Raw genomic sequence first — 20,503 nt, 5'->3', positions numbered from 1 at the left:
GTCAGCCGAGGCTCGGCAAGTCGAGCCCATGCTCCCGCGCGCAGTCGATGGCGATGTCGTAGCCCGCATCGGCGTGGCGCATCACCCCCGTCGCGGGGTCGTTCCACAGCACGCGCTTCAGCCGCCGCGCCGCATCCTCCGTGCCGTCGCAGACGATGACCATGCCGGAATGCTGGCTGAAGCCCATCCCGACCCCGCCGCCGTGATGGAGCGAGACCCAGGTGGCGCCGGAGGCGGTGTTGAGCAGCGCATTCAGCAGCGGCCAGTCCGAGACGGCGTCCGAGCCGTCCCGCATCGCCTCCGTCTCGCGGTTGGGCGAGGCGACGCTGCCGGAATCCAGATGGTCGCGCCCGATGACGATGGGCCCGATCTCGCCGCGCGCCACCATATCGTTGAAGGCGAGGCCGAGCCGGTCCCGCAGCCCGAGTCCGACCCAGCAGATGCGCGCCGGCAGGCCCTGGAAGCTGATCCGCGCCCGGGCCATGTCGAGCCAGCGATGCAGGTGCGGATCGTCCGGGATGAGCTCCCGCACCTTGGCATCCGTCCTGTAGATATCCTCCGGGTCGCCGGAGAGCGCCGCCCAGCGGAAGGGCCCGATGCCGCGGCAGAAGAGCGGGCGGATATAGGCCGGCACGAAGCCGGGGAAGCCGAAGGCCTCCGCCAGCCCCTCCTCCTTCGCCATCTGCCGGATGTTGTTGCCGTAGTCGAGCACCTTGGCGCCGAGCGCCTGGAAGTCGAGCATCGCCTGCACATGCGCGACCATGCTGCGCCGCGCGGCGGCGGCGACGCCAGCGGGGTCCGTCTCCCGCTTCGCCGCCCATTCGGCGAGGCTCCAGCCCGCCGGCAGGTAGCCGTTGGTCGGGTCATGCGCCGAGGTCTGGTCGGTGACGATGTCCGGCACGACGCCGCGGCGCACCAGCTCCGGGAAGACCTCCGCCGCATTGCCGAGCAGGCCGACGCTGACCGCCCGCCGCTCCTCGCAGGCGCGGCGGATCATCGCCAGCGCGGTGTTGAGGTCGTCCGCGCGGTGGTCAAGATACTTCGTCTCGAGCCGCTTCTCGATGGAGGAGGGCTGGCACTCGACCGCCAGCACGGAGGCCCCGGCGAAGACGCCCGCCAGCGGCTGCGCGCCCCCCATGCCGCCGAGGCCGCCGGTCAGGATCCAGCGCCCGGCGAGGTCGCCGCCGAAATGCTGCCGCCCGGCCTCGGCGAAGGTCTCGTAGGTGCCCTGCACGATCCCCTGGCTGCCGATATAGATCCAGGAGCCGGCGGTCATCTGGCCGTACATCATGAGGCCGCGGCGATCGAGCTCGGAGAAATGCTCCCAGGTCGCCCAGCGCGGCACCAGGTTGCTGTTGGCGATCAGCACCCGCGGCGCGTCCCGGTGCGTCTCGAAGACGCCGACCGGCTTGCCGGATTGCACCAGCAGCGTCTGGTCCTCGCGCAGCCGGCGGAGCGTGGCGACGATGCGCTCATAGCTTGCCCAGTCGCGTGCCGCCCGGCCGATGCCGCCATAGACGACGAGCTCGCCCGGCCGTTCCGCCACCTCGGCATCGAGGTTGTTCATCAGCATCCGGAGCGGCGCCTCCGTCGTCCAGTGGAGGGCGGATCGCTCCAGGCCGCGTGGGGCGCGGATGGCGGGGGCGTTGCGGAAGCGGGCGGCGGCTGGGTCGGTCATGGGGGGATGCTAAGCTGGCCCGGGCCGCGCGTCAGCCGTCGAACCGGCGGAGGGTTAAGCCGGGCGACCCGGCAAGGCGCGCCCGCCATGGCGCGGCCCTGGGCTGCGCCGGCCCGGCGACGGCCTGCAGGGCGCCAGGGCGGACCGCGCCCAGTGCCCGCCCGGCTGGTCGGGCCGCCCGAGAGGCGCCGCGCCCGCGGCGGGATGATCGCTCGATCGGGCTGCCCGCGCCGGCCGGTCACTCCTGCCCGGCGATGTCGCCCGCCGGCGCCCCTCCCCGGTCGGGGAAGACCCGCCGCGCCAGGCGCAGCAGCAGCCAGCAGCCGGTCGCCCAGGCGGCGCCGAGGCACCAGCCCGCCAACACGTCGCTCGGCCAGTGGACGCCGAGATAGACCCGGCTGGCGCCGACCAGCAGCGTGAGGGCGATGGCGGCGCCAAGGATATAGGCCCGCTCGCGCCGCCGTGCCGCGCCGCCGGCCAGGAGCGCGCCGAGGGTGAGGAAGCCGATCGCCGAGAGCATCGCGTGCCCGCTCGGGAAGCTGCTGGTCTCCACCTCGACCAGATGCGCGACGAGGCCGGGCCGCGGCCGGTCGAAGCCGCGCTTCAGCAGGGTGTTCACCAGCAGCCCGCCGGGCAGGGCGAGCAGGAGCAGCACCACCGAGCGCCATCGCCGCCGGAGCATCAGCCAGCCGAGGGCCAGCAGCGAGAGCAGGCCGAGGACGGGGATGCCGCCGAGCGCGGTGATGTCCCGCACCGCCAGCTCCAGCCAGGCCGGGCCGATCGGATCGGCCGGGTCGGCCGGGTTGCGCAGCGCCAGCAGCAGCGCCTCGTCGAAGCGGCCGGCCTCGCCCGCCAGCACCTCCGTCAGCTCGATGAAGCCGAAGATCCCGCCGGCGCAGACCGCGAGCGCCAGCAGCGGCGCGGCCTGGCGGATCAGCAGGGGTGCTGGGCGCGGCTCCGGCATTCGTGCTCTCCTCCATGGGTTCGATGCGGTGGCAACCTTGAGCCGCCTCGCCGGTTGCATCGGCGCAACAGCCCGGAGCCGCGACCATCACGACCGCTGAGCAACCTCGCCGCGCCCTGCTGATCGTCAACCGCCAGGCCCGCCGCGGCGCCGAGGCGGCGGAGGCGGCGCAGGACGCGCTGGAGATGGCGGGCCTCAGCGTCGCCCGCTTCGAGCCGCCGCCCGGGATGTCCTGCGCCGATGGTGTCGCCGCCGGCCTCGCCCAGGGGCGGAGCCAGGGGGGCGTGATCGACCGCATCGTCATCGGCGGCGGCGACGGCACGCTGAACGCCGCGATCCCGGGCCTGCTGGCGGCGGGGCTGCCCTTCGGCATCCTGCCCCTCGGCACTGCCAACGACCTGGCGCGCAGCCTCGGCATCCCGCTCGAGCTGGAGGGGGCGGCGCAGGTGATCGCCGAGGAGCAGCCGCGGCCGGTCGATCTCGGGGAGGTCAACGGGCACCGCTACTTCAACGTCGCCAGCATCGGCTTCAGCGCCGAGCTTGCCTCCGAGCTGAAGGCGGATGCGAAGCGGCGCTGGGGCACGCTCGGCTACGGCATCGCCGCCTTCCGCCTGCTGCGCCGCGCCCGGCCCTTCACCGCGACGCTGATCCATGACGGGCAGGTGCGGCGGGTGAAGACCATTCAGGTCTCGGTCGGCAACGGCCGGCATTATGGCGGCGGCATGACCGTCGCCGAGGACGCGCGGCCGGATGACGGGCTCTTCGATGTCTACAGCCTCGAGGTCGAGCATTGGTGGCGGCTGGTGGCGCTGATCCCCTGGCTGCGCAGCGGCACCCAGGGGCGCTGGCACGATGTCCGCGCCTTCCGCACCACGGCGCTGGAGCTGCGCACCCGGAAGCCCCGCCCGGTCAACACCGATGGCGAGCTGACGACGCACACCCCGGCCGTCTTCCGCCTGCACCGGGCGGCGCTCAAGGTCTTCGCGCCGCCCGGCTGAGCGGCCATGATGGGCCGATGCCCGAGTTCCACGCCTCCGCCGCCCTGCTGCCCGATGGATGGGCCGAGGATGTGCTCATCGCCGCCGATGCCGCCGGCTCCATCGCCGCCGTCACCTCCGGCGCGGCGCCGGGCGGGGCGCGGCGGCTTCGCGGCGCGGTGATCCCCGGGGTGCCGAACCTCCATTCCCACAGCTTCCAGCGCGCCATGGCCGGGGCGACGGAGCGGCGCGGGCCGGAGGGGCGGGACAGCTTCTGGTCCTGGCGGGAGGTGATGTACCGCTTCAGCGAGCGGCTCGGGCCTGAGGAGGCGGAGGCGATCGCCGCCCAGCTCCAGGTGGAGCTGCTGGAATGGGGCTTCACCAGCCTCGCCGAGTTCCACTACCTGCACCACCAGCCGGACGGCACCCCTTACGCGGAGCCGGCGGAGATGGCGCTGCGCAACCTGGCCGCCGCCCGCCGCACCGGCATCGGCCTGACCCTGCTGCCGGTGCTCTACCGGCATGGCGGCATCTTCGGCCTGCCGCCGGCGCCGGGGCAGCGGCGCTTCCTCAACGACATCGATGCCTATCTGCGGATCGTCGAGGCCTGCCGGTCGGCGGCGGGGGAGGACTCCCAGGCCGCCATCGGCCACGCCCCGCACAGCCTGCGCGCGGTGACGCCGGACATGCTCGCCGCGGTGGCGGAGGAGCCAGGGCCGCTGCACATCCACATCGCCGAGCAGCAGCGCGAGGTGGCGGAATGCCTCCTCGCCACCGGCGCCCGGCCGGTGCAGTGGCTGCTCGACAACCTGCCCGTGGATGGGCGCTGGTGCCTGATCCATGCCACCCACATGAACCCGGCCGAGACGGCGGCGCTCGCCGCGACCGGCGCCGTCGCCGGCCTCTGCCCGACGACGGAGGCCTCGCTCGGCGACGGATTCTTCCCGCTCCCGGCCTGGCTCGCCGCCGGTGGACGGTTCGGGGTCGGGACGGACAGCCATGTCGGCACCGCCGCGCGGGACGAGCTGCGGCTGCTGGAGGTGGGCCAGCGCCTTCGCCTCGAGGCCCGCGCCGTGGCGACGAGCGAGGCGCAGCCGCATCCCGGCCGTTTCCTGCTGGACGGGGCGCTGGCCGGCGGCGCCATCGCCTGCGGGCGCCCGGTCGGCGCCATCGCCCCCGGCCGGCGCTGCGACCTGGTCGAGCTCGATACGGAGCATCCGCTGCTCGCCGGCCATGCCGGGGACGGGCTGCTCGATGCCTGGGTCTTCTCCGGCGGGGCGAATGCCGTCCGCACCGTCATCGCCGGCGGCCGGGCCGTGGTGGAGGGCGGGCGGCATGTCGAGGCCGGGGCGATCGGCGCGGCCTATGGCCAGGTGATGCGCCGGCTCATGGCCTGACGTTCCGGGGCCGCGACCCCATCTGATGGGGGATGGTTGCCCCGCTTCTCGACATCCGCCGCATCTACCTCGAAGCCGCGGCGGCAGCCCTGCCGCGCGGCCAGGCGGTGCTCGACCGCTTCCCGGAGGCCGAGCGCATCGAGGTCGCCTCGCACTGGCGCATCTCGGAACTCCGCGAGGGCGATCCGGAGGACTACCTCCGCCCGAAGCGCGAGGTACTGGTCCTCGGCGTGAAGAAGGGCCTTGCCTTCCGCCCGAACGGCCGCAGCGCCGACTTCATCGCGCCCTCCAGCTCCAATGGCTGCGCCATGGCGTGTGCGTACTGCTACGTCGCGCGGCGCAAGGGCCATGCGAACCCGATCACCGTCTTCGCCAATATCGAGGGCATCCTCGCCGCCACCGCCCGCCACGCCGCGCAGCAGGGGCCGAAGCGGGAGCCGAACCAGGTCGACCCGCGGGACTGGGTCTACGACCTCGGCGAGAACGGCGACCTCTCGGTCGATGCGCTGGTCTCCGACAATGTCCGCGACCTCGTGGCGCTCTTCCGCACCCTGCCGAATGCCAAGGCCAGCTTCGCCACCAAGGGCGTGACGCCGGCGCTGCTCGACTACGACCCGAGGGGCCGCACCCGCATCCGCATGTCGCTGATGCCGCACGGCATGGCGAAGCTGCTCGACGTCCGCGCGCCCTCGATCGCCGAGCGCATGGCCTTCGTCCCGGAGCTGCACCGCGCCGGCTACGAGGTCCACCTGAACTTCTCCCCCGTCGTCCTGCACGAGGGCTGGGAGGCGGAATGGACGGCGCTCTTCGCGGAACTCGACGCGCTGCTGCCCGCTGCGGTGAAGCAGCAACTGGCGGCCGAGATCATCATGCTGACCCATAACGAGGCGCTGCACGAGGTGAACCTCGCCTGGCACCCGAAGGCCGAGGAGATGCTCTGGCGCCCCGACATCCAGGAGGAGAAGCGCTCCGAGGCGGGCGGGGTGAACCTCCGCTACCGCACCGGCTGGAAGGGGCGCTGGCTCGCCCGCTTCCAGGCGCTGCTGGCGCAGCACATGCCCTATTGCCGGGTGCGCTATGCCTTTTGACGCCGCCCCGCCGCGCCTCTGGGTGCCGAAGCGCGTGCTGGCGACGCCGGCCGCCCTCAACTGGCCGGAGGGCGCCGCCATGGCAGAGCGCGCCGCCGCCCTCGGCGCCGAGCTGGTCCGGCTGAAGTCGGATCGCCTCACCGGCCTGCCCGACACCTACCGCGACGCGAAGACGACGCTTGCCCTGGTCGTGGCGCCGCCCAGCAAGCGCCGGCCGCAGCCCATCCCGCCGAGCGCCGATTTCCGCTTCGACCTCGCCGCGGGCTGCCCGGCGCACTGCCAGTACTGCTACCTCGCGGGCTCGCTCGCCGGGCCGCCCATCATCCGCGCCTATGCCAACCTGCCGGAGATCCTGGCGGAGCTGCCGCCGCTGCTCGGCCAGGGCCGTGTGACCTCCACCGATGCCGCGCGGGCGGGGGAGGGGACGACCTTCGAGTGCTCCTGCTACACCGACCCGCTGGCGCTCGAGCACATCACCGGCGCGCTCGCCGCCGCCATCCGCCGCTTCGGCGCGTGGGAGGCGCCCGTGCAGCTCCGCTTCACCACCAAGTATGATGCGGTGGAGCCGCTGCTCGGCCTCGCGCACAACCGGCGCACGCGCATCCGCTTCTCGCTCAATGCCGCGGGGGCGGAGCGCTTCGAGGGCGGGGCGCCGCGCATGCCGGCAAGGCTCCGCGCGATGCGGCAGATGGCAGAGGCCAGCTACCGCATCGGCCTCACCATCGCGCCGATCCTGCCGATCGCCGGCTGGCAGGAGCAGTACGACCGGCTCATGGCGGATTGCGCCGAGGCGCTGGACGGCATCGCGGACCCCGACCTCACCGTCGAGCTCATCACCCACCGCTTCACCGAGTCCTCGCGCAAGATCCTGCGCGGCTGGTACCCCGGCAGCCGGCTCGAGATGGAGGATGCCAGCCGCAGCCGGAAGACGACCAAGTTCGGCGGCATCAAGTATGTCTTCCCGCGCGAGCAGATGGCCGAGCTGCGGCGGGGGATCGAGGCAAGCCTCGCCCGCCACCTCCCGCAGGCCCGGCGCCTCTACTGGACCTGACGGCCTGCCCCCTGCCATAACGGATATGGGAAGGACGCGCTCACGGCCCACCTGCAACAGGGAGGAGCGGCATGCACCGACTCGTCACCGCGGCCCTCGCCGCGCTCGTCGCCATGCTTGCGCCGCTGGGGGCCGGGCCAGCCCCCGCCCAGACCCGCTGGGTCATGGCCACCGCCTATCCGGACGCGAATTTCCACACCCAGACCGTGCGCGCCTTCCTCGCCGACATCGAGGCGGCGGCGCCGGGCAAGCTCGCCGTCCAACTCCACACCAATGCCTCGCTGATGCCGCTGACACAGATCAAGCGCGGCGTGCAGACCGGGCAGATCCAGCTCGGCGAGTTCCTCCTCGGCGCCTATGGCAACGAGGACCCTGTCTACGAGGTCGACTTCATCCCCTTCCTCGCCAGCAACTGGGCGGAGGGCCGCGCCCTCGGCCAGGCGATCGAGCCCGCCATCCGCGCCCGGCTGGAGCGCCAGGGGCTGACAGCGCTCTACTTGGTCCCCTGGCCGAGCCAGGGCCTCTACAGCCGCACCGAGCTGCGCAGCATCGAGGACCTGAAGGGCAGCCGCTTCCGCGCGCAGACGCCGATCATCGCCCGCATGGCGGAGCTGCTGGGCGCGACGCCAGTGCTGGTGCAGGCGGCCGACATCCCGCAGGCCTTCGCCACCGGCATCGCCACCGCCATGGTGACGAGCGCCCAGACCGGCGTCGACAGCGCCGCCTGGGACTACTCGAAGTACTTCTACAATATCGGCTTCACCCTGACGCGGAACGTGGTGGTGGCGAATACCCGGGCGCTGCGCTCGCTCGACGCCGCCACCCAGGCCGCCATCGCGGCCGCCGCCGAGCGTGCCGCAGCACGTGGCCTGGAGGCGTCCCAGGCCTCCGAGCAGCAGATGACGGCCCGCCTCCAGGCCCAGGGCATGCAGACCCCGGTGCCGAGCGAGACCCTCATGTCCGGCCTCCGCGCCATTGGCGCGCGGCAGGAGGAGGAATGGCTCGCCAAGGCCGGGCCGGACGGACGGGCGATGCTGGAGCGCTACCGCGCCCTGCTCCGCCAGTAGGCGCTCAGGCGACGCTGCCTTCGGGCAGCGCCGCCACATGGTCGTAGATGGCGCCGGCGGTGGTGATCCACGCCTCGCCCCGCCGCGCCGCGATGGCCGAGAGCGCCCCGCGCAGCGCCCGCAGCCCGGTAGGGCTGGCCGATGATGTACGGATGCAGCGCGATCCCCATGACCTGCGGGATGCCGTCGCGCGCCACCTGCTCCAGCCGCTCCGCGAAATCGGCCAGCACCATGGCGGCGAACCGCTCGGCGCCGTCCTTGCGGGCCACGATGGAGGGGATGTCGTTCACCTCCTGGGGATAGGGGATGGCGAGCAGCCGTCCGGCCTTCGTCTGCATCCAGACCGGCTGGTCGTCCATGCACCAGTTCAGCGTGTAGCGGTAGCCGGCCTCGGCCAGCAGGTCGGGCGTCACGCGGCTCTCGGCGATCCAGGGCGAGAGCCAGCCGCGCGGCGCCGCCCCCTCATGCGCCAGGATGGCGGCCGTGCTCTCCGCGATCAGCGCCCGCTCCGGCCCCGCATCGAGCATCGACTGCCGCTCGCTGTTGGTCCGCCCATGCCCGGCGATCTCGTCGCCCCGCGCGCGGTGCGCCGCGACCAGCTGCGGGGCGTAGTCGTACATCGCGCTGTTGAGCAGCACCGTCGCCGGCAGGTCGAGGGCGTCCAGCAGCTCGATCAGCCGCCAGGCGCCGACGCGGTTGCCGTAGTCCCGCCAGGCGAAATTCAGCACGTCCGGCTGCGGCCCGCCCGGCGCCAGCTCCGCCCCCAGGCCCTCGCCGAAGGCGAAATGCTCGAGATTGACGCCGAGATAGACCGCAAGCCCGGCCCCGCCCGGCCAGGCGTAACGCGGCCGCCCGGGCCAGGGGCGGTAGTCGTAACGGCCATGGCTCGGCAGCATGATGGGCACCCGATGCGGTTTGCCCCCATCTGCCCGGCACTTTGCGGCACTGCAAGGTGACGAAGCCTCGGCGCCACCCTAATATGCGTCATGGCTTCCCCCTCGGCTGGCCGCCAGGACGCAGCGCGCGCCCTGCTGCGCCGCGAATCCCGGGCCCTTCGCGGCCGCGTCCTGCTGCCCGTCCTCCTGGGCGTGGCCGCCACCGCCTGCGCCCTGGGCACGATCTGGCTGGTCGCGCGGCTGCTTGCCGCCCTGCTCGGCAGCCCCGGCGCCGGCTGGGCGGAACTCGCCGCCGCCGCGGCACTGGCCGTGCTCGGCGCTGCGCTCGGCCTGGCCCAGGAACGCGCGCAGCTTGCCGCCGGCGAGGCGGCGCGCACCCGCCTCCGCGACCTCGCCTTCGCGCGGCTGCTCGCGGCCGGGCCGGCCGCGCCGCGTGGCGTCGGCGAGGCGGCCTCCCTCGCGGTCGACAGGGTGGAGGCGCTCGACGGCTATTTCGGCCGCTGGCTGCCGGCCGCGATGCTGGCCCTGCTCGCGCCGCTGATGGTCATCGCCGCCGCCAGCACCGCCGATCCGCGCAGCGGCCTGCTGCTGGCCATCGCCGGCCTGCTCTACCCGGTGGCGATGGCATTGACCGGCATCGGCGCCGCCCAGGCGAGCCGGCGCCAGTTCGAATCGCTGGAACGCCTGTCCGGCCGCTTCCTCGACCGGATGCGGGGGTTGCCGACCCTCGTGCTCTTCAACCGGCAGGAGGCGGAGGCGGAGGCGCTCGGCAAGGCGGCCGACGAGCTGCGGCAGCGGACCATGACGGTGCTGCGTGTCGCCTTCCTCTCCGGCACGGCGCTGGAGCTGCTCTCGGCGCTCGCGCTCGCCTGCATCGCCTGGCGGCATGGCGCGCTCGAGGGCGGCGACCCGGCCGCCGGGCTCTTCTGCCTGCTGCTGGTGCCGGCCTTCTTCGCGCCGCTACGGAGCTTCGCCGCCGCCTATCACGAGCGCCTGTCCGCCGCCGGCGCCGCCGCGGCGCTGGCGCCCCTGCTGCTGGCCGAGGAGGAGGGCGGCCTCCGCCTCGAGGAGATGCCGCCCCGCATCGTCGTCACCTTCACCGATGTCCGGCTGACCTACGACCCGGCCCGGCCGCCCGCCCTCGACGGGCTGTCCTTCCGGGTGAATGCTGGGGAGACGCTGGTGCTGGCGGGACCATCCGGGGCCGGGAAGTCCTCCGTGCTCCGCCTGCTGATGGGCTTCAACCGGCCGGATGCAGGGCGCATCGCCATCAACGGGCAGGACGCGCTGGCGCTCAGGGCGGCCGAGCTGCGTCGCCTATCCTCCTATATCGGGCAGAAGCCGCATCTCTTCCGCGCCTCGATCCGCGACAACATCCGCTTCGCCCGGCCCGAGGCCTCGGCCGAGCAAGTGGAGGCCGCGGCCGCAGCCGCCCGCGTGCTGGATTTCGCGGCCGGCCTGCCGCAGGGGCTCGACACGCTGGTGGGCGAGGGGGGGTGGGGCCTCTCGGGCGGCCAGGCGCAGCGGGTGGCGCTGGCCCGCGCCTTCCTGCGCGACACGCCGCTCGTCCTGCTCGACGAGCCAACGGCCCATCTCGACCCCGGCACGGAGGCCGAGGTGATCGAGAGCCTGCACCGCCTCTGCATGGGCCGCACCGCCATCATCGCCACCCATTCCGCGGCCGCCCGCGCCCGGCTCGGCCGGGTTCTCGAGATCAGCGGCGGCCGCGCCGCGGGCAGCGCGCGGCTGGCCCAGGGGTAGCGCCATGACCGCCGACCTTCTCCGCATCCTCGGCCTCTGGCGCGGGCGGCGCGGCTGGCTCGCCGCCGGCCTCGGCGTCACCATCCTCTCCGCCCTGATCGGCGCCGCGCTGCTGGCGCTCGCCGGCCAGGCGGTGGCCGATGCGCTGGGCGGTGCCGCGGTCGCCGCGGCCGTCTCCTTCTTCCTGCTCAAGCCGCTGATCGGCCTCCGCCCTGCCGCCCGCTGGGCCGAGCGCATGGCGACCCATGCCGCGACCTTCCGCGCGCTGGCCGATACTCGCGTCTGGTTCTTCCGCCGCCTGGCCGAGCGGCTGCCGGCCGGGATCGGCCTCCGGCGTTCCGGCGACCTGCTCGCCCGGCTGGTGGCGGATGTGGAGGCGCTCGACGGACTCTACCTGAAGGTCATGGTCCCGGTCGCCGCCGCCGTTGCTTTGGTGCTGGTGGTGGTGGTGCTGCTCGCCGGGCAGCCTCTGCTGGCCGCCGCCGTCGCCCTGCCGCTGGCCCTTGCCCTCGCCCTGCCGCTGCTGCTCGCGCCCGGCGCCGCCCGCGCCGCGGCCGAGGCAGCCGAGGCGCAGGGGCGGCTGCGGGCCGCGGCGGTCGACCCGCTGATCGGCATCGAGGATACGCTCGCCGCCAATGCCGAGGGGCTGGCCGGCGCCACGTTGGCTGCGGAGGCGCGGAATCTCGGCCGGGCGCAGCGCCGGCTGGCGGCCCGCGCCGCCCTCGCCGGGGCCGGCGGCACGGTGCTCGGCCAAGCCGCGCTGCTGGCCGCCCTCGCCTGGGGGCTGGGTGGCGGGGCACCGGGGATGACGGTGCTGGCGCTCTTCCTCGTGCTCGCCACGGCGGAGACGACCGGCATCCTGCCCCGGGCCGGCACGGCGCTCGCCGCCGCCGCCGCCGGCGCGCGCCGCCTGCTGGAGGCCGCCGATGCCCCGCCGCCCCTGGCCGAGCCGGACCGCCCCGCCGCGCCGCCGGAGGGCCATGCCATCCGCATCGAGGGCCTCCGCTTCGCTTGGACCCCCGACCGCCCGCCGGTCTTCGACGGGCTCGACCTCGACCTGCCCGAGGGGACCCGGCTTGCCCTGCTCGGGCCGAGCGGCATCGGCAAGTCGACGCTCGCCGCCCTGCTCCTGAAGCTCGCGGCGCCGCAGGACGGGCGGATCACCCTTGGCGGCACCGACCTTTCCAGCCTCGCCGCCGAGGATGTCCGCCGGCGTGTGGCCTGCCTCAGCCAGGATGCGCGCCTCTTCGACGACAGCATCGCCGCCAATCTCCGCCTCGCCGCACCGCTCGCGCCCGAGGCGGCGCTCTGGCGGGCGCTCGACCGGGCCGGCATCGGCGCGCTGGTCCGCGCCCTGCCGGAAGGGCTCGAGACCCGGTGCGGCGAGGGCGGGGCGCGCTTCTCCGGCGGCCAGGCGCGGCGGCTGGCCCTGGCGCGCGTGCTGCTCTCGGCGGCGCCGGTGCTGATCCTCGACGAGCCGACGGCCGGCCTCGACGCCGAAACCGAGCGCGCCTTCCTCGAGACCCTGGAGGAGGTGACGGCCGGCCGCACCGTCATCCTCATCGCCCATCGCCTGACCGGGGCCGAGCGGCCGACCCGCATCATCCGCCTCGCCGGCGGACGCGCCTTGCCGGCCGCCGGCTAAGGGACCATCTACCCGCAATGTCCGTGATCGCGCCGACCGCCCCGACGCCGCTCGACCCTGCCAAGTTCCGCGATCCGCAGGTGACGGCGAAGGGCGAGCGCCGCGCCACCGTGGCCCTGGCCGGGCTGCGCACCCTCTGGGTCAATACCGGCACGCTCTGCAACATCGCCTGCAGCAACTGCTACATCGAGAGCAGCCCGCGCAACGACTCGCTCGTCTACATCACCGCCGCCGAGCTTCGTCCCTTCCTAGACGAGATCGCGCGGGACCGCCTTCCGGTGGAGGAGATCGGCTTCACCGGCGGCGAGCCCTTCCTCAACCGCGACCTTCCGGTGATGCTGGAGGACGCGCTGTCCCGCGGCCATCGCGCCCTGGTCCTGACCAATGCGATGAAGCCGATGCGCAACCATGCCCCGGCGCTGCTCTCGCTGCAGGAGCGGTATGGCGAGGCGCTGACCCTTCGCGTCAGCCTCGACCATTACGGCGCGGTGCTGCACGACCTGGAGCGGCAGGAGGGCAGCTTCGCCATCGCCCTCGACGGGCTGGCCTGGCTGGCGCGGGCGGGCTGCCGCGTCCATGTCGCCGGCCGCGCCTCCTTCGGCGGCGAGGCGGAGGCGGCGATGCGCGCCGGCTTCGCCGCCCTCTTTGCCGAGCATGGCATCCCGATCGACGCCCATGATCCGGTGGAGCTCATGCTCTTCCCGGAGATGGATGCGGCGGTCGACGTGCCGGAGATCACCACCGCCTGCTGGGGCATCCTCGGCAAGTCGCCCGACAGCATGATGTGCGCCTCCTCCCGCATGCTGGTGAAGCGCCGCGGCGCCGCGACGCCGGCCGTGCTCGCCTGCACGCTGCTGCCTTACGACCCGCAATTCGAGCTCGGCGGGACGCTGGCCGAGGCGTCTCGCCCGGTGGCACTGAACCACCCGCATTGCGCGCGTTTCTGCGTCCTCGGCGGCGCAGCCTGCTCGCGGTGAGGGGGCGTATCGCACCCGCCGGAATGTGATGTGGCAGGGCGCCCGCCGCCATGCGAGAACCAAGCCGGTTCAGGTTGCATCATCGACCCGCTTCGCAGCTTCCGGTTGAAAAGCGCGCCGATCCGTCACATCGCCCCTAGAGTGGTCGCATGCGTCGCCGTCCCTTCCTCGCTGCCGTGCCGATGCTGCTGGTGGCCGCCTGCCAGATGCCCGGCCAGGCGCCGGCCTCGCGCAGCGTCGTCTTCTTCACCACCGACAGCGCCGCGCTGGACGAGAATGCGGTGAGCCTCGTCTCGGAACTGGCGGAGCGCGCCAAGGCAAGCCCCTCGGCCCCGATCCGCATCCGCGGCTTCACCGCGCCCGAGGGCAGCGCCGGCTTCAACCGCAGCCTCGCCGAGGCGCGGGCCCGCAACGTCGCCGATGTGCTGGTGGCCGCGGGCATCGACCGCAGCCGGATCCGCATCGAGCCGCGCGGCCCGGTCTCCTACGAGATGATCCCGACCGAGAGCCGACGCGTCGAGATCCTTCTCGGCAGCTGATCCGCAACAATAGCTGACGGCGGCTCCGGCCCGTGCCATGTAGGCGGCATGCCCGATGTCATGGAGTCCCCGACCCATCCGGGGGCTGTTGCCGACCCAGCCGAGTTGCTGCATCGGGTCTTCGGCCATCCCGGTTTCCGCGGCCGCCAGGAGGAGATCGTCCGCCATGTGATGGCGGGCGGCTCGGGCCTCGTGCTCATGCCGACAGGCGGCGGCAAGTCGCTCTGCTTCCAGGTGCCGGCGCTGTGCCGCGAGGGGCTCGGCGTCGTCGTCTCGCCGCTCATCGCGCTGATGGAGGACCAGGTTACGGCGCTCCGCCAGCAGGGCGTCGCCGCCGCCGCCCTGCACTCCGACCTGCCGGAGGAGGAAGCGCGGGAGGTGAAGCGCGACCTCGGCCGCGGCGCGGTCAAGCTGCTCTACATCTCGCCAGAGCGGCTGACGCTGGAGGGCACGCTCGACTTCCTCGCCCGTCGGCCGCTCGCCCTCTTCGCCATCGACGAGGCGCATTGCGTCAGCCAGTGGGGCCATCACTTCCGCCCCGAGTATCGCGGCCTCGGCCTGCTGGCCGAGCGTTTCCCGGGCGTGCCGCGCCTCGCGCTCACCGCGACCGCCGACCCGCGCACCGTCGAGGACATCCGCGCGCAGCTCGGCCTCGCCGAGAGCCCGGTCTTCCGCGGCGGCTTCGACCGGCCGAACATCTTCATCAGCGCCGAGCCCCGCGAGCAGGAGCGGGCGCAGCTCCGCGCCTTCGTCAAGGCGGCGGGCGACGGCGCGGGGGCCGGCATCGTCTATTGCGGCAGCCGCGCCAAGACCGAGCAGACCGCCGAGTGGCTCCGCGCCGACGGCCATGACGCGCTCTGCTTCCATGCCGGCATGGAGGGGGAGGCGAAGCGCCAGGCGCATCGCCGCTTCGCCCGCGGCGATGCCGTCATCATGGCGGCGACCATCGCCTTCGGTATGGGGATCGACCGGCCGGACGTGCGCTGGGTCGCCCATCTCGACCTGCCGCGCTCGCCGGAGAGCTGGTACCAGGAGATCGGCCGCGCCGGGCGCGACGGGCTGCCGGCGCGCGCCCTGCTGCTCTACGGCGCCGGCGACATCGCCCTCGCCCGCCACCGGATCGAGGAAAGTCCGGCAACCCCGGAGCAGAAGCGCATCGAGCGGGCGCGGCTGGAGGCGATGGTCTCGATCGCCGAGGCGGCCACCTGCCGGCGGCGCATCCTGCTCCGCTGCTTCGGCGAGCAGGCGACGGAGCAATGCGGCGCCTGCGATGTCTGCCGCAACCCGCCGCGCCTCTTCGACGGCACCATCCCGGCGCAGAAGCTGCTGAGCGCCGTGCTGCGCACCCGGCTGCCCTCGGGCGGGCATTTCGGCCTCGGCCATGTGGTCGACGTGCTGCGCGGCAAGCTGACGCCGAAGGTCGCGCAGTTCTCGCATGACCAGCTCAAGACCTTCGGCATCGGCGCCGACCTGTCCGACCTCGCCTGGCGCGGCGTGGCGCGGCAGCTCGTCGCCCGCGGCGCGCTCGACGTCGCCGTCGAGAACCATGGCGAGCTGGTGCCGACCGAGGCCGCCCGCCCGATCCTCAAGGGCGAGGAGAAGGTGATGCTCCGCGCCGAGACGCTGACCACGCCGAGCCCGCGCGAGCGCGGCCGCAGCGCCGAGCCCGCCATGGCCGGCGACGCGCTGTTCGATGCGCTCCGCGCCTGGCGCAAGCGCGAGGCCTCCGAGCAGGGCGTGCCGGCCTATGTCATCTTCCAGAACGACACGCTGGCCGCCATCGCCGAGCGCCGGCCGCAGGATGCGGAGGAGCTGGCGATGATCCCGGGCGTCGGGCGCAGCAAGCTCGAGCGCTATGCGGACTCGGTGCTGCGCGTGGTGCGCGAGGTCGGCTGAGGGTTACTTCTTGCGCCGGAGCATCGCCATCACCACCGCCATGGCCGCGGCGCCGCCGAGGAAATGCCCGGTCTCGGCCCGCTTCTGCGCGCGGCGGTCCCGCCCGCGATGGTGCGGCGCCTCGGCCATGGCCGCCTGGCCCGCGGGGCTTCCCTGCAGCCCGGCCCAGGCCCGGGTGAACTCGGCACCCAGCAGGAAGACCTGCGCCGAGTAGTAGACCCAGAGCAGCACCACCATCAGCGCACCCGCGGCGCCGTAGCTCGTCGCCACATGGCTGCTGCCGACATACCAGCCGATCAGCGTCTTGCCGAGGGTGAAGAGGAAGGCCGTGACCAGCGCGCCCACCGCGACATCGCGCCAGCCGATCTCGCGGTCCGGCAGGATCTTGTAGATGGCGGCGAAGAGGATGGTGACCATCAGGAAGGACAGGACGAAATTGGCGGCGCCCAGCAGCATCACCCGCTCCGGCAGCTGGTCGCCGAACCAGGTAATGAGGGCCGAAAGCACCGTGCTGGCGATCAGCGAGACCAGCAGCAGGAAGCCCGTCGCCGCCACCAGGCCGAGGCTGGCGAGCTTGGCCCGCATCAGCCGCGTCACCGCACCCCCTTCGGGCGGCTGGGCCCGCCAGATGGCGTTCAGCGCCGTCTGCAGCTCGCCGAAGACGCCGCTCGCCGTCAGCAGCAGGGTGACGACGCCGATGACCGTGGCGATGGTGCCGGAGGTGAGGTTGCCCGCGCCGCGGACCATCGCCTCCACCGTCTCCGCCCCGGTCCTCCCGAGCAGGCCGCGGAGCTGTTCCGAGATCGCGCCGCGCACCGCATCCTCGCCGAAGAAGATGCCGGCGATGGCGGTGGCGATCACCAGCAGAGGCGCGATGGAGAAGACGGTGTAGTAGGCGATGGCCGCGCCGCGGCTCATCGCCTCGTCCTCGATATAGCCCTCGACGCTCGCGCGCAGCAGCGCCCAGATCCGGTTCAGCATCCACCCAACTCCCGCCGCCGGACAAACATCCGCAGGCGGAAAGGGTTGCGCGGCGTCACGCCGGCGCGGCGGCGAGATGCCCGTCGCGCACCCGGAGCGCCCGGCTGTGATACCGGGCGACAGCCGGACGGTGCGCGATGGAGACGAGGGCAGTGCCCGGCAGCCACTCCTTCAGCAGCTCGTAGAACCGGGCCTCCGCCTCCGGGTCGAGGCTCGCCGTCGCCTCGTCGAGGAAGAGCCAGCGCGGCTTCAGTAGCAGGGCGCGGGCCAGCGCCACCCGCTGCTGCTCGCCGCCGGAGAGATGCCGGTCCCAGGCATCCGCTTGGTCGAGCCGTTCCGCGAGATGGCCTAGGCCTGCGGTCTCCAGCGCCTCGCGCACCTCGGCGTCGGTGAATTCGGCCGCATCGCGCGGGTAGCAGACCGCCCGGCGCAGCGTGCCGAGCGGCAGGTAGGCCCGCTGCGGCAGGAACAGCGCGTCCCCCGCCGGCACATGGACCCGGCCGCGGCCGAAGGGCCAGAGCCCGGCGAGCGCGCGGAACAGCGTCGACTTGCCGCTGCCCGAAGGGCCGGCGATGAGCACCGCCTCGCCCGGCTCGATCCGCGCCTCGGCATCCTGGATCAGCACCCGGCCGTCGGGCAGGCCAAGGGTCACGTCCTCCAGCACCAGCGCCCCGCCGCCATCCTGCACGGCCTGGATGCCCGTGCCCGCCGCCGCCCGCGCCGCCTCGATCGCGCCCAGGAAGCCGCGGATGCGGAGCACCGTGGCACGCCATTCCGTCAGCGTGGCGTAGTTGTCGACGAACCAGGACAGCGCCCCCTGCACCTCGGAGAAGGCGCCCGAGGTCTGGGTGAGGCCGCCGAGCGGAATGCGCCCGGCGAAATAGGCCGGCGCCGCGACCACGAAGGGGAAGATGATTGCCACCTGGGCATAGCCGTTGGTGAAAAAGGTGAGGCGCTTGGTGGCGACCATGATCGACCACCAATTCCCCATCACCGCGCCGAAGCGCTCGCGCAGCCCGCGCTTCTCGTCCGCCTCGCCGCCATAGAGGGCGATGCCCTCGGCATTGTCGCGCAGCCGCACCAGGGCGTAGCGGAAGTCTGCCTCCACCCGCTCCTGCTGGAAATTAAGCCGGATCAGGCTGCGGCCGACGAGATGGGCGAGGCCTGTCCCCACCACCGCATAGGCCAGCGCCACCCAGACCATGTAGCCGGGGATGGTGATGCCGAAGATCGTCGCCGGCCCCGACAGCCCCCAGAGCACCAGGATGAAGCTGAACAGCGTGACGACCGAGCGCATCAGCCCGAGCCCGAGGGCCAGGGTGTTGTCGACGAATTGCCGGAGATCCTCGGCGATGCGTTGGTCCGGGTTGTCGGTGCCTGGGTCGGTCAGCGCCACGCGGTAATAGGCGCGGTCGGCGAGCCATCGGTCCAGCACCTCCCGCGTCAGCCAGGACCGCCAGCGGATCTGCAAGGCCTGGCGGAGGTAGAGCGCATAGACCGCGATCAGGATGTAGAGCGCGGCGACGAAGACGAAGCCCGGCATCGGCCCGCTGTCGGTCTGCCGCCACCAGAAGAGCAGCGCCCAGAAGGCCTCGGCGTTTTTCTCCTGCAGGCTGTTGAAGAATTCCCGGTTCCAGTAGCTGAGCAGCACGCTCATCCCGACCAGGGAGAGGTTCAGGACGACGACGACGCCGAGCAGCAGCCGGGCCCGCCAGCGTTCCTCGCTTCGCCAGTAGGGGCCTGCCAGGGCCCAGGCATCGGAGAGGAAATGGCCGAGGCGGCGCATGGCAGGCACTCCGGAGTAGGGAGGGGGGAATCAGCGGCGGCGCAGCGCCGCATCGAGCGCGGCGAGCCAGCGCTCCACCCGGCGGCGGTTCGCCCCGAGATCGGACCAGCCGAAGAGGCTGCGCGAATAGAGGAACAGCCCGGCGCCGCCCGGCCTGGGGACCAGTTCGGCGGCGACGATGTCCGGGTAGTTCATCAGCGCCGAGCGCTCCACCCATTGCGCCTGGCGCCGCTCCGGCCAGTCGCGGATCAGGGTGGTGCGGGGGAAGCCATCGCCGAGGCGCCGCAGCACCGGCCAGGCCGTCGCGGCGTCGACCGGCAGCGGCGGGACGGTGATGTGGGCCTGGGGGTGCCCGCCCGGCGGCGCGGCGAGGCAGGTATTGGGCGAGGCCGGCAGGGTGAGGCGGGCGAAGTCGACCGGCTCGGCCGGCGGCAGCCCGCCCGCGCCGGTGCCGAAGAGCGCCCCGATCGGCGCGCTCATGCCTCGCCGCGCCGGCGCAGGCGGATCACGCCGCGAACCTTCTCGGGCGGCACCGGTTTGCCCTTGCGGAGGATCTCGACCGAGCCCTCCCGGCTGAGGGCAATCGCCGCCTGGCGGACGCGGCCCATCAGCGGGCGCCATTCCTCCTCCCCTGCGAGGGCGCGCGCCACCTCGCTCGGGCATATGGACTTCTCCGCGCCGCGGTCGGCGGTCTGGCGGAGGATCTCGGCCGCGATGCTGGCCTGGTCTGGGTCGGTGGTCATGCTGGCCGGCACCATAGGGCCGCCTGCGCCGCTGTCAGCTTGGATTTGCGCCACCTTTCCTCCACTCAGCCGAGGATGGCCGCGGCCAGCGCCCGGCCGCTGTCGAAGGCGGCCTCCGCCCGCCCGGCCAGGCACCAGTCGCCCGCGAGGCCGAGCCGCGCCTCCGGCAGCCAGAGGCAGGGCTCGCCGAGCGGCTGCTCGACCAGGGAATAGCGCCAGCGATGGGCCTGGAGGTGGATCGGGGCTGGGGCCGGCGGCAGCGCGGCGAGCAGGGCAGGGCCGATAGCGGCCGCCTCCGCCTCGAGATGGGCGCGGGACCAGCCCGGCGAGCCCTGGATCACCCAGCATTCGGTCGAGGCAGCCCGCCCCGGCTTGCCGCTGTCCCGGGCCAGCCAGCCGACGGGGCCGGCTTCGGGGCGAAGCGTCTCCGGCCAGTCGGGCCGTGCCTCGAAGGCCGCCAGCACGGTCCAGCAGGGGGCGAGGCCGACCGCAGCAATCCGCTCGCGCAGCCCCGGCGCCGGCCGCGCCACCAGCGGCGCCGCCTGGGCCGGCGGCAAGGCGATGGCGACCGCTTCGAAGGGCCCGTCCTCCGCAGGCGCATCGTCGGGCAGGGGTGCGCCCGGCCGCACCCGTGCCGCGTCGAGATGCCGTACCATCCAGGCACCGGGCTCGCCCGTCAGCGCCGTCACATGCCGCGCCGCCCGCAGGTCGAGCCCCGCCGCCAGGGCCCGCGGCAGGGCCGACATTCCGGGCACGCCGACGAAGCGCCCGGCCTCGCCCCAGGACTGCGCGCCCGCTTCGGCCAGCAGCGCGGCAAAGTCGGCCCCGCGCGCCGTCAGGTACTGCGCGCCATGGTCCCATTGCAGCCTGCGGCCGCCGACCTCCGCACGCCGCGTCGCCAGCCTCCCGCCGGCCGCCCGCCCCTTGTCGAAGAGGGTGACGGCGCCGCCGCGGGCGGCGAGCTCACGGGCGCAGGCGAGGCCGGCGAGGCCGGCGCCGAGGATGGCGATTCGGGTCATGCACCGCCAGGAATGGCCATCTGATGCCGTTCCGCAAG

The 20,503-nt window shown here is 73.5% G+C and carries 18 protein-coding genes; 10 read left to right on the top strand and 8 right to left on the bottom strand.

Going from position 1 to position 20,503, the window contains the following annotated elements:
- Nucleotide 1: 1 nt before the first annotated feature.
- Nucleotides 2-1,678, bottom strand: a complete 1,677-nt coding sequence (gene hutU, locus AC5JJ1_RS23865; protein WP_495787608.1) for a urocanate hydratase — start codon at nt 1,676-1,678, stop codon at nt 2-4.
- Between the two features lie 238 nt (nt 1,679-1,916).
- Nucleotides 1,917-2,642, bottom strand: coding sequence for a phosphatase PAP2 family protein (locus AC5JJ1_RS23860; RefSeq protein ID WP_495787607.1), 726 nt, complete (start codon nt 2,640-2,642; stop codon nt 1,917-1,919).
- 86 nt (nt 2,643-2,728) lie between these two features.
- Between AC5JJ1_RS23860 and AC5JJ1_RS23855 the strand changes: the two genes are divergently transcribed.
- The 5 genes from AC5JJ1_RS23855 (at nt 2,729) to AC5JJ1_RS23835 (ending at nt 8,222) form a co-directional block, all read left to right on the top strand.
- Complete coding sequence (locus AC5JJ1_RS23855) at nt 2,729-3,640, top strand: lipid kinase (protein WP_495787711.1); 912 nt, start codon at nt 2,729-2,731, stop codon at nt 3,638-3,640.
- A 17-nt stretch (nt 3,641-3,657) separates the two neighbouring features.
- Nucleotides 3,658-5,016: a formimidoylglutamate deiminase gene (locus tag AC5JJ1_RS23850; protein ID WP_495787606.1), complete on the top strand. Its 1,359-nt coding sequence runs from the start codon at nt 3,658-3,660 to the stop codon at nt 5,014-5,016.
- Between the two features lie 32 nt (nt 5,017-5,048).
- Nucleotides 5,049-6,104 carry a spore photoproduct lyase family protein gene (locus AC5JJ1_RS23845; protein ID WP_495787605.1) on the top strand — a complete coding sequence of 352 codons (1,056 nt, stop codon included), beginning with the start codon at nt 5,049-5,051 and terminating at the stop codon, nt 6,102-6,104.
- On the top strand, nt 6,094-7,155 hold the full coding sequence (locus tag AC5JJ1_RS23840; protein ID WP_495787604.1) for an SPL family radical SAM protein: 1,062 nt from the start codon (nt 6,094-6,096) through the stop codon (nt 7,153-7,155). The genes AC5JJ1_RS23845 and AC5JJ1_RS23840 overlap by 11 nt, the downstream gene beginning before the upstream one ends.
- A gap of 71 nt (nt 7,156-7,226) precedes the next feature.
- Nucleotides 7,227-8,222 carry a TRAP transporter substrate-binding protein gene (locus AC5JJ1_RS23835; RefSeq protein WP_495787603.1) on the top strand — a complete coding sequence of 332 codons (996 nt, stop codon included), beginning with the start codon at nt 7,227-7,229 and terminating at the stop codon, nt 8,220-8,222.
- Here the strand turns inward: AC5JJ1_RS23835 and AC5JJ1_RS23830 are convergent.
- On the bottom strand, nt 8,198-9,118 hold the full coding sequence (locus AC5JJ1_RS23830) for a polysaccharide deacetylase family protein (protein ID WP_495787602.1): 921 nt from the start codon (nt 9,116-9,118) through the stop codon (nt 8,198-8,200). The genes AC5JJ1_RS23835 and AC5JJ1_RS23830 overlap by 25 nt on opposite strands.
- Nucleotides 9,119-9,208: 90 nt before the next feature.
- Between AC5JJ1_RS23830 and cydD the strand changes: the two genes are divergently transcribed.
- The 5 genes from cydD to recQ all read left to right on the top strand — a co-directional run bounded on the left by cydD (nt 9,209) and on the right by recQ (nt 15,936).
- Complete coding sequence (cydD, locus tag AC5JJ1_RS23825) at nt 9,209-10,879, top strand: thiol reductant ABC exporter subunit CydD (RefSeq protein ID WP_495787601.1); 1,671 nt, start codon at nt 9,209-9,211, stop codon at nt 10,877-10,879.
- Nucleotides 10,880-10,883: 4 nt separating this feature from the next.
- Nucleotides 10,884-12,524 carry a thiol reductant ABC exporter subunit CydC gene (cydC, locus tag AC5JJ1_RS23820; RefSeq protein WP_495787600.1) on the top strand — a complete coding sequence of 547 codons (1,641 nt, stop codon included), beginning with the start codon at nt 10,884-10,886 and terminating at the stop codon, nt 12,522-12,524.
- Nucleotides 12,525-12,541: 17 nt separating this feature from the next.
- Entirely contained in the window at nt 12,542-13,501 is a 960-nt protein-coding gene (locus AC5JJ1_RS23815) for a radical SAM protein (RefSeq protein ID WP_495787599.1), read from the top strand.
- A gap of 149 nt (nt 13,502-13,650) precedes the next feature.
- Nucleotides 13,651-14,040 (top strand): OmpA family protein, encoded by a 390-nt coding sequence (locus AC5JJ1_RS23810; protein WP_495787598.1) that lies wholly within the window; start codon nt 13,651-13,653, stop codon nt 14,038-14,040.
- A 60-nt stretch (nt 14,041-14,100) separates the two neighbouring features.
- Nucleotides 14,101-15,936 (top strand): DNA helicase RecQ, encoded by a 1,836-nt coding sequence (gene recQ / locus AC5JJ1_RS23805; RefSeq protein ID WP_495787597.1) that lies wholly within the window; start codon nt 14,101-14,103, stop codon nt 15,934-15,936.
- A gap of 3 nt (nt 15,937-15,939) precedes the next feature.
- Here recQ and AC5JJ1_RS23800 read toward each other — a convergent pair whose 3' ends face one another.
- The 5 genes from AC5JJ1_RS23800 to AC5JJ1_RS23780 form a co-directional block, all read right to left on the bottom strand.
- The gene (locus AC5JJ1_RS23800) at nt 15,940-16,917 is read right to left on the bottom strand and encodes a YihY/virulence factor BrkB family protein (RefSeq protein ID WP_495787596.1); all 978 of its coding nucleotides are present in this window, start codon (nt 16,915-16,917) and stop codon (nt 15,940-15,942) included.
- A gap of 55 nt (nt 16,918-16,972) precedes the next feature.
- On the bottom strand, nt 16,973-18,703 hold the full coding sequence (locus tag AC5JJ1_RS23795; RefSeq protein ID WP_495787595.1) for an ABC transporter ATP-binding protein/permease: 1,731 nt from the start codon (nt 18,701-18,703) through the stop codon (nt 16,973-16,975).
- A gap of 30 nt (nt 18,704-18,733) precedes the next feature.
- Nucleotides 18,734-19,183, bottom strand: coding sequence for a DUF1499 domain-containing protein (locus AC5JJ1_RS23790; protein ID WP_495787594.1), 450 nt, complete (start codon nt 19,181-19,183; stop codon nt 18,734-18,736).
- Nucleotides 19,180-19,446, bottom strand: coding sequence for a DUF3253 domain-containing protein (locus AC5JJ1_RS23785; protein WP_495787593.1), 267 nt, complete (start codon nt 19,444-19,446; stop codon nt 19,180-19,182). Before AC5JJ1_RS23785 ends, AC5JJ1_RS23790 begins: the two co-directional genes overlap by 4 nt.
- 65 nt (nt 19,447-19,511) lie before the next feature.
- Nucleotides 19,512-20,465, bottom strand: a complete 954-nt coding sequence (locus AC5JJ1_RS23780) for an NAD(P)/FAD-dependent oxidoreductase (protein ID WP_495787592.1) — start codon at nt 20,463-20,465, stop codon at nt 19,512-19,514.
- Nucleotides 20,466-20,503 lie beyond the last annotated feature (38 nt).

The sequence above is a fragment of the Belnapia sp. genome (assembly GCF_059504005.1).
Note: the sequence above shows the minus strand (reverse complement) of the source record. Positions and strands in the feature narration are given on the sequence as shown.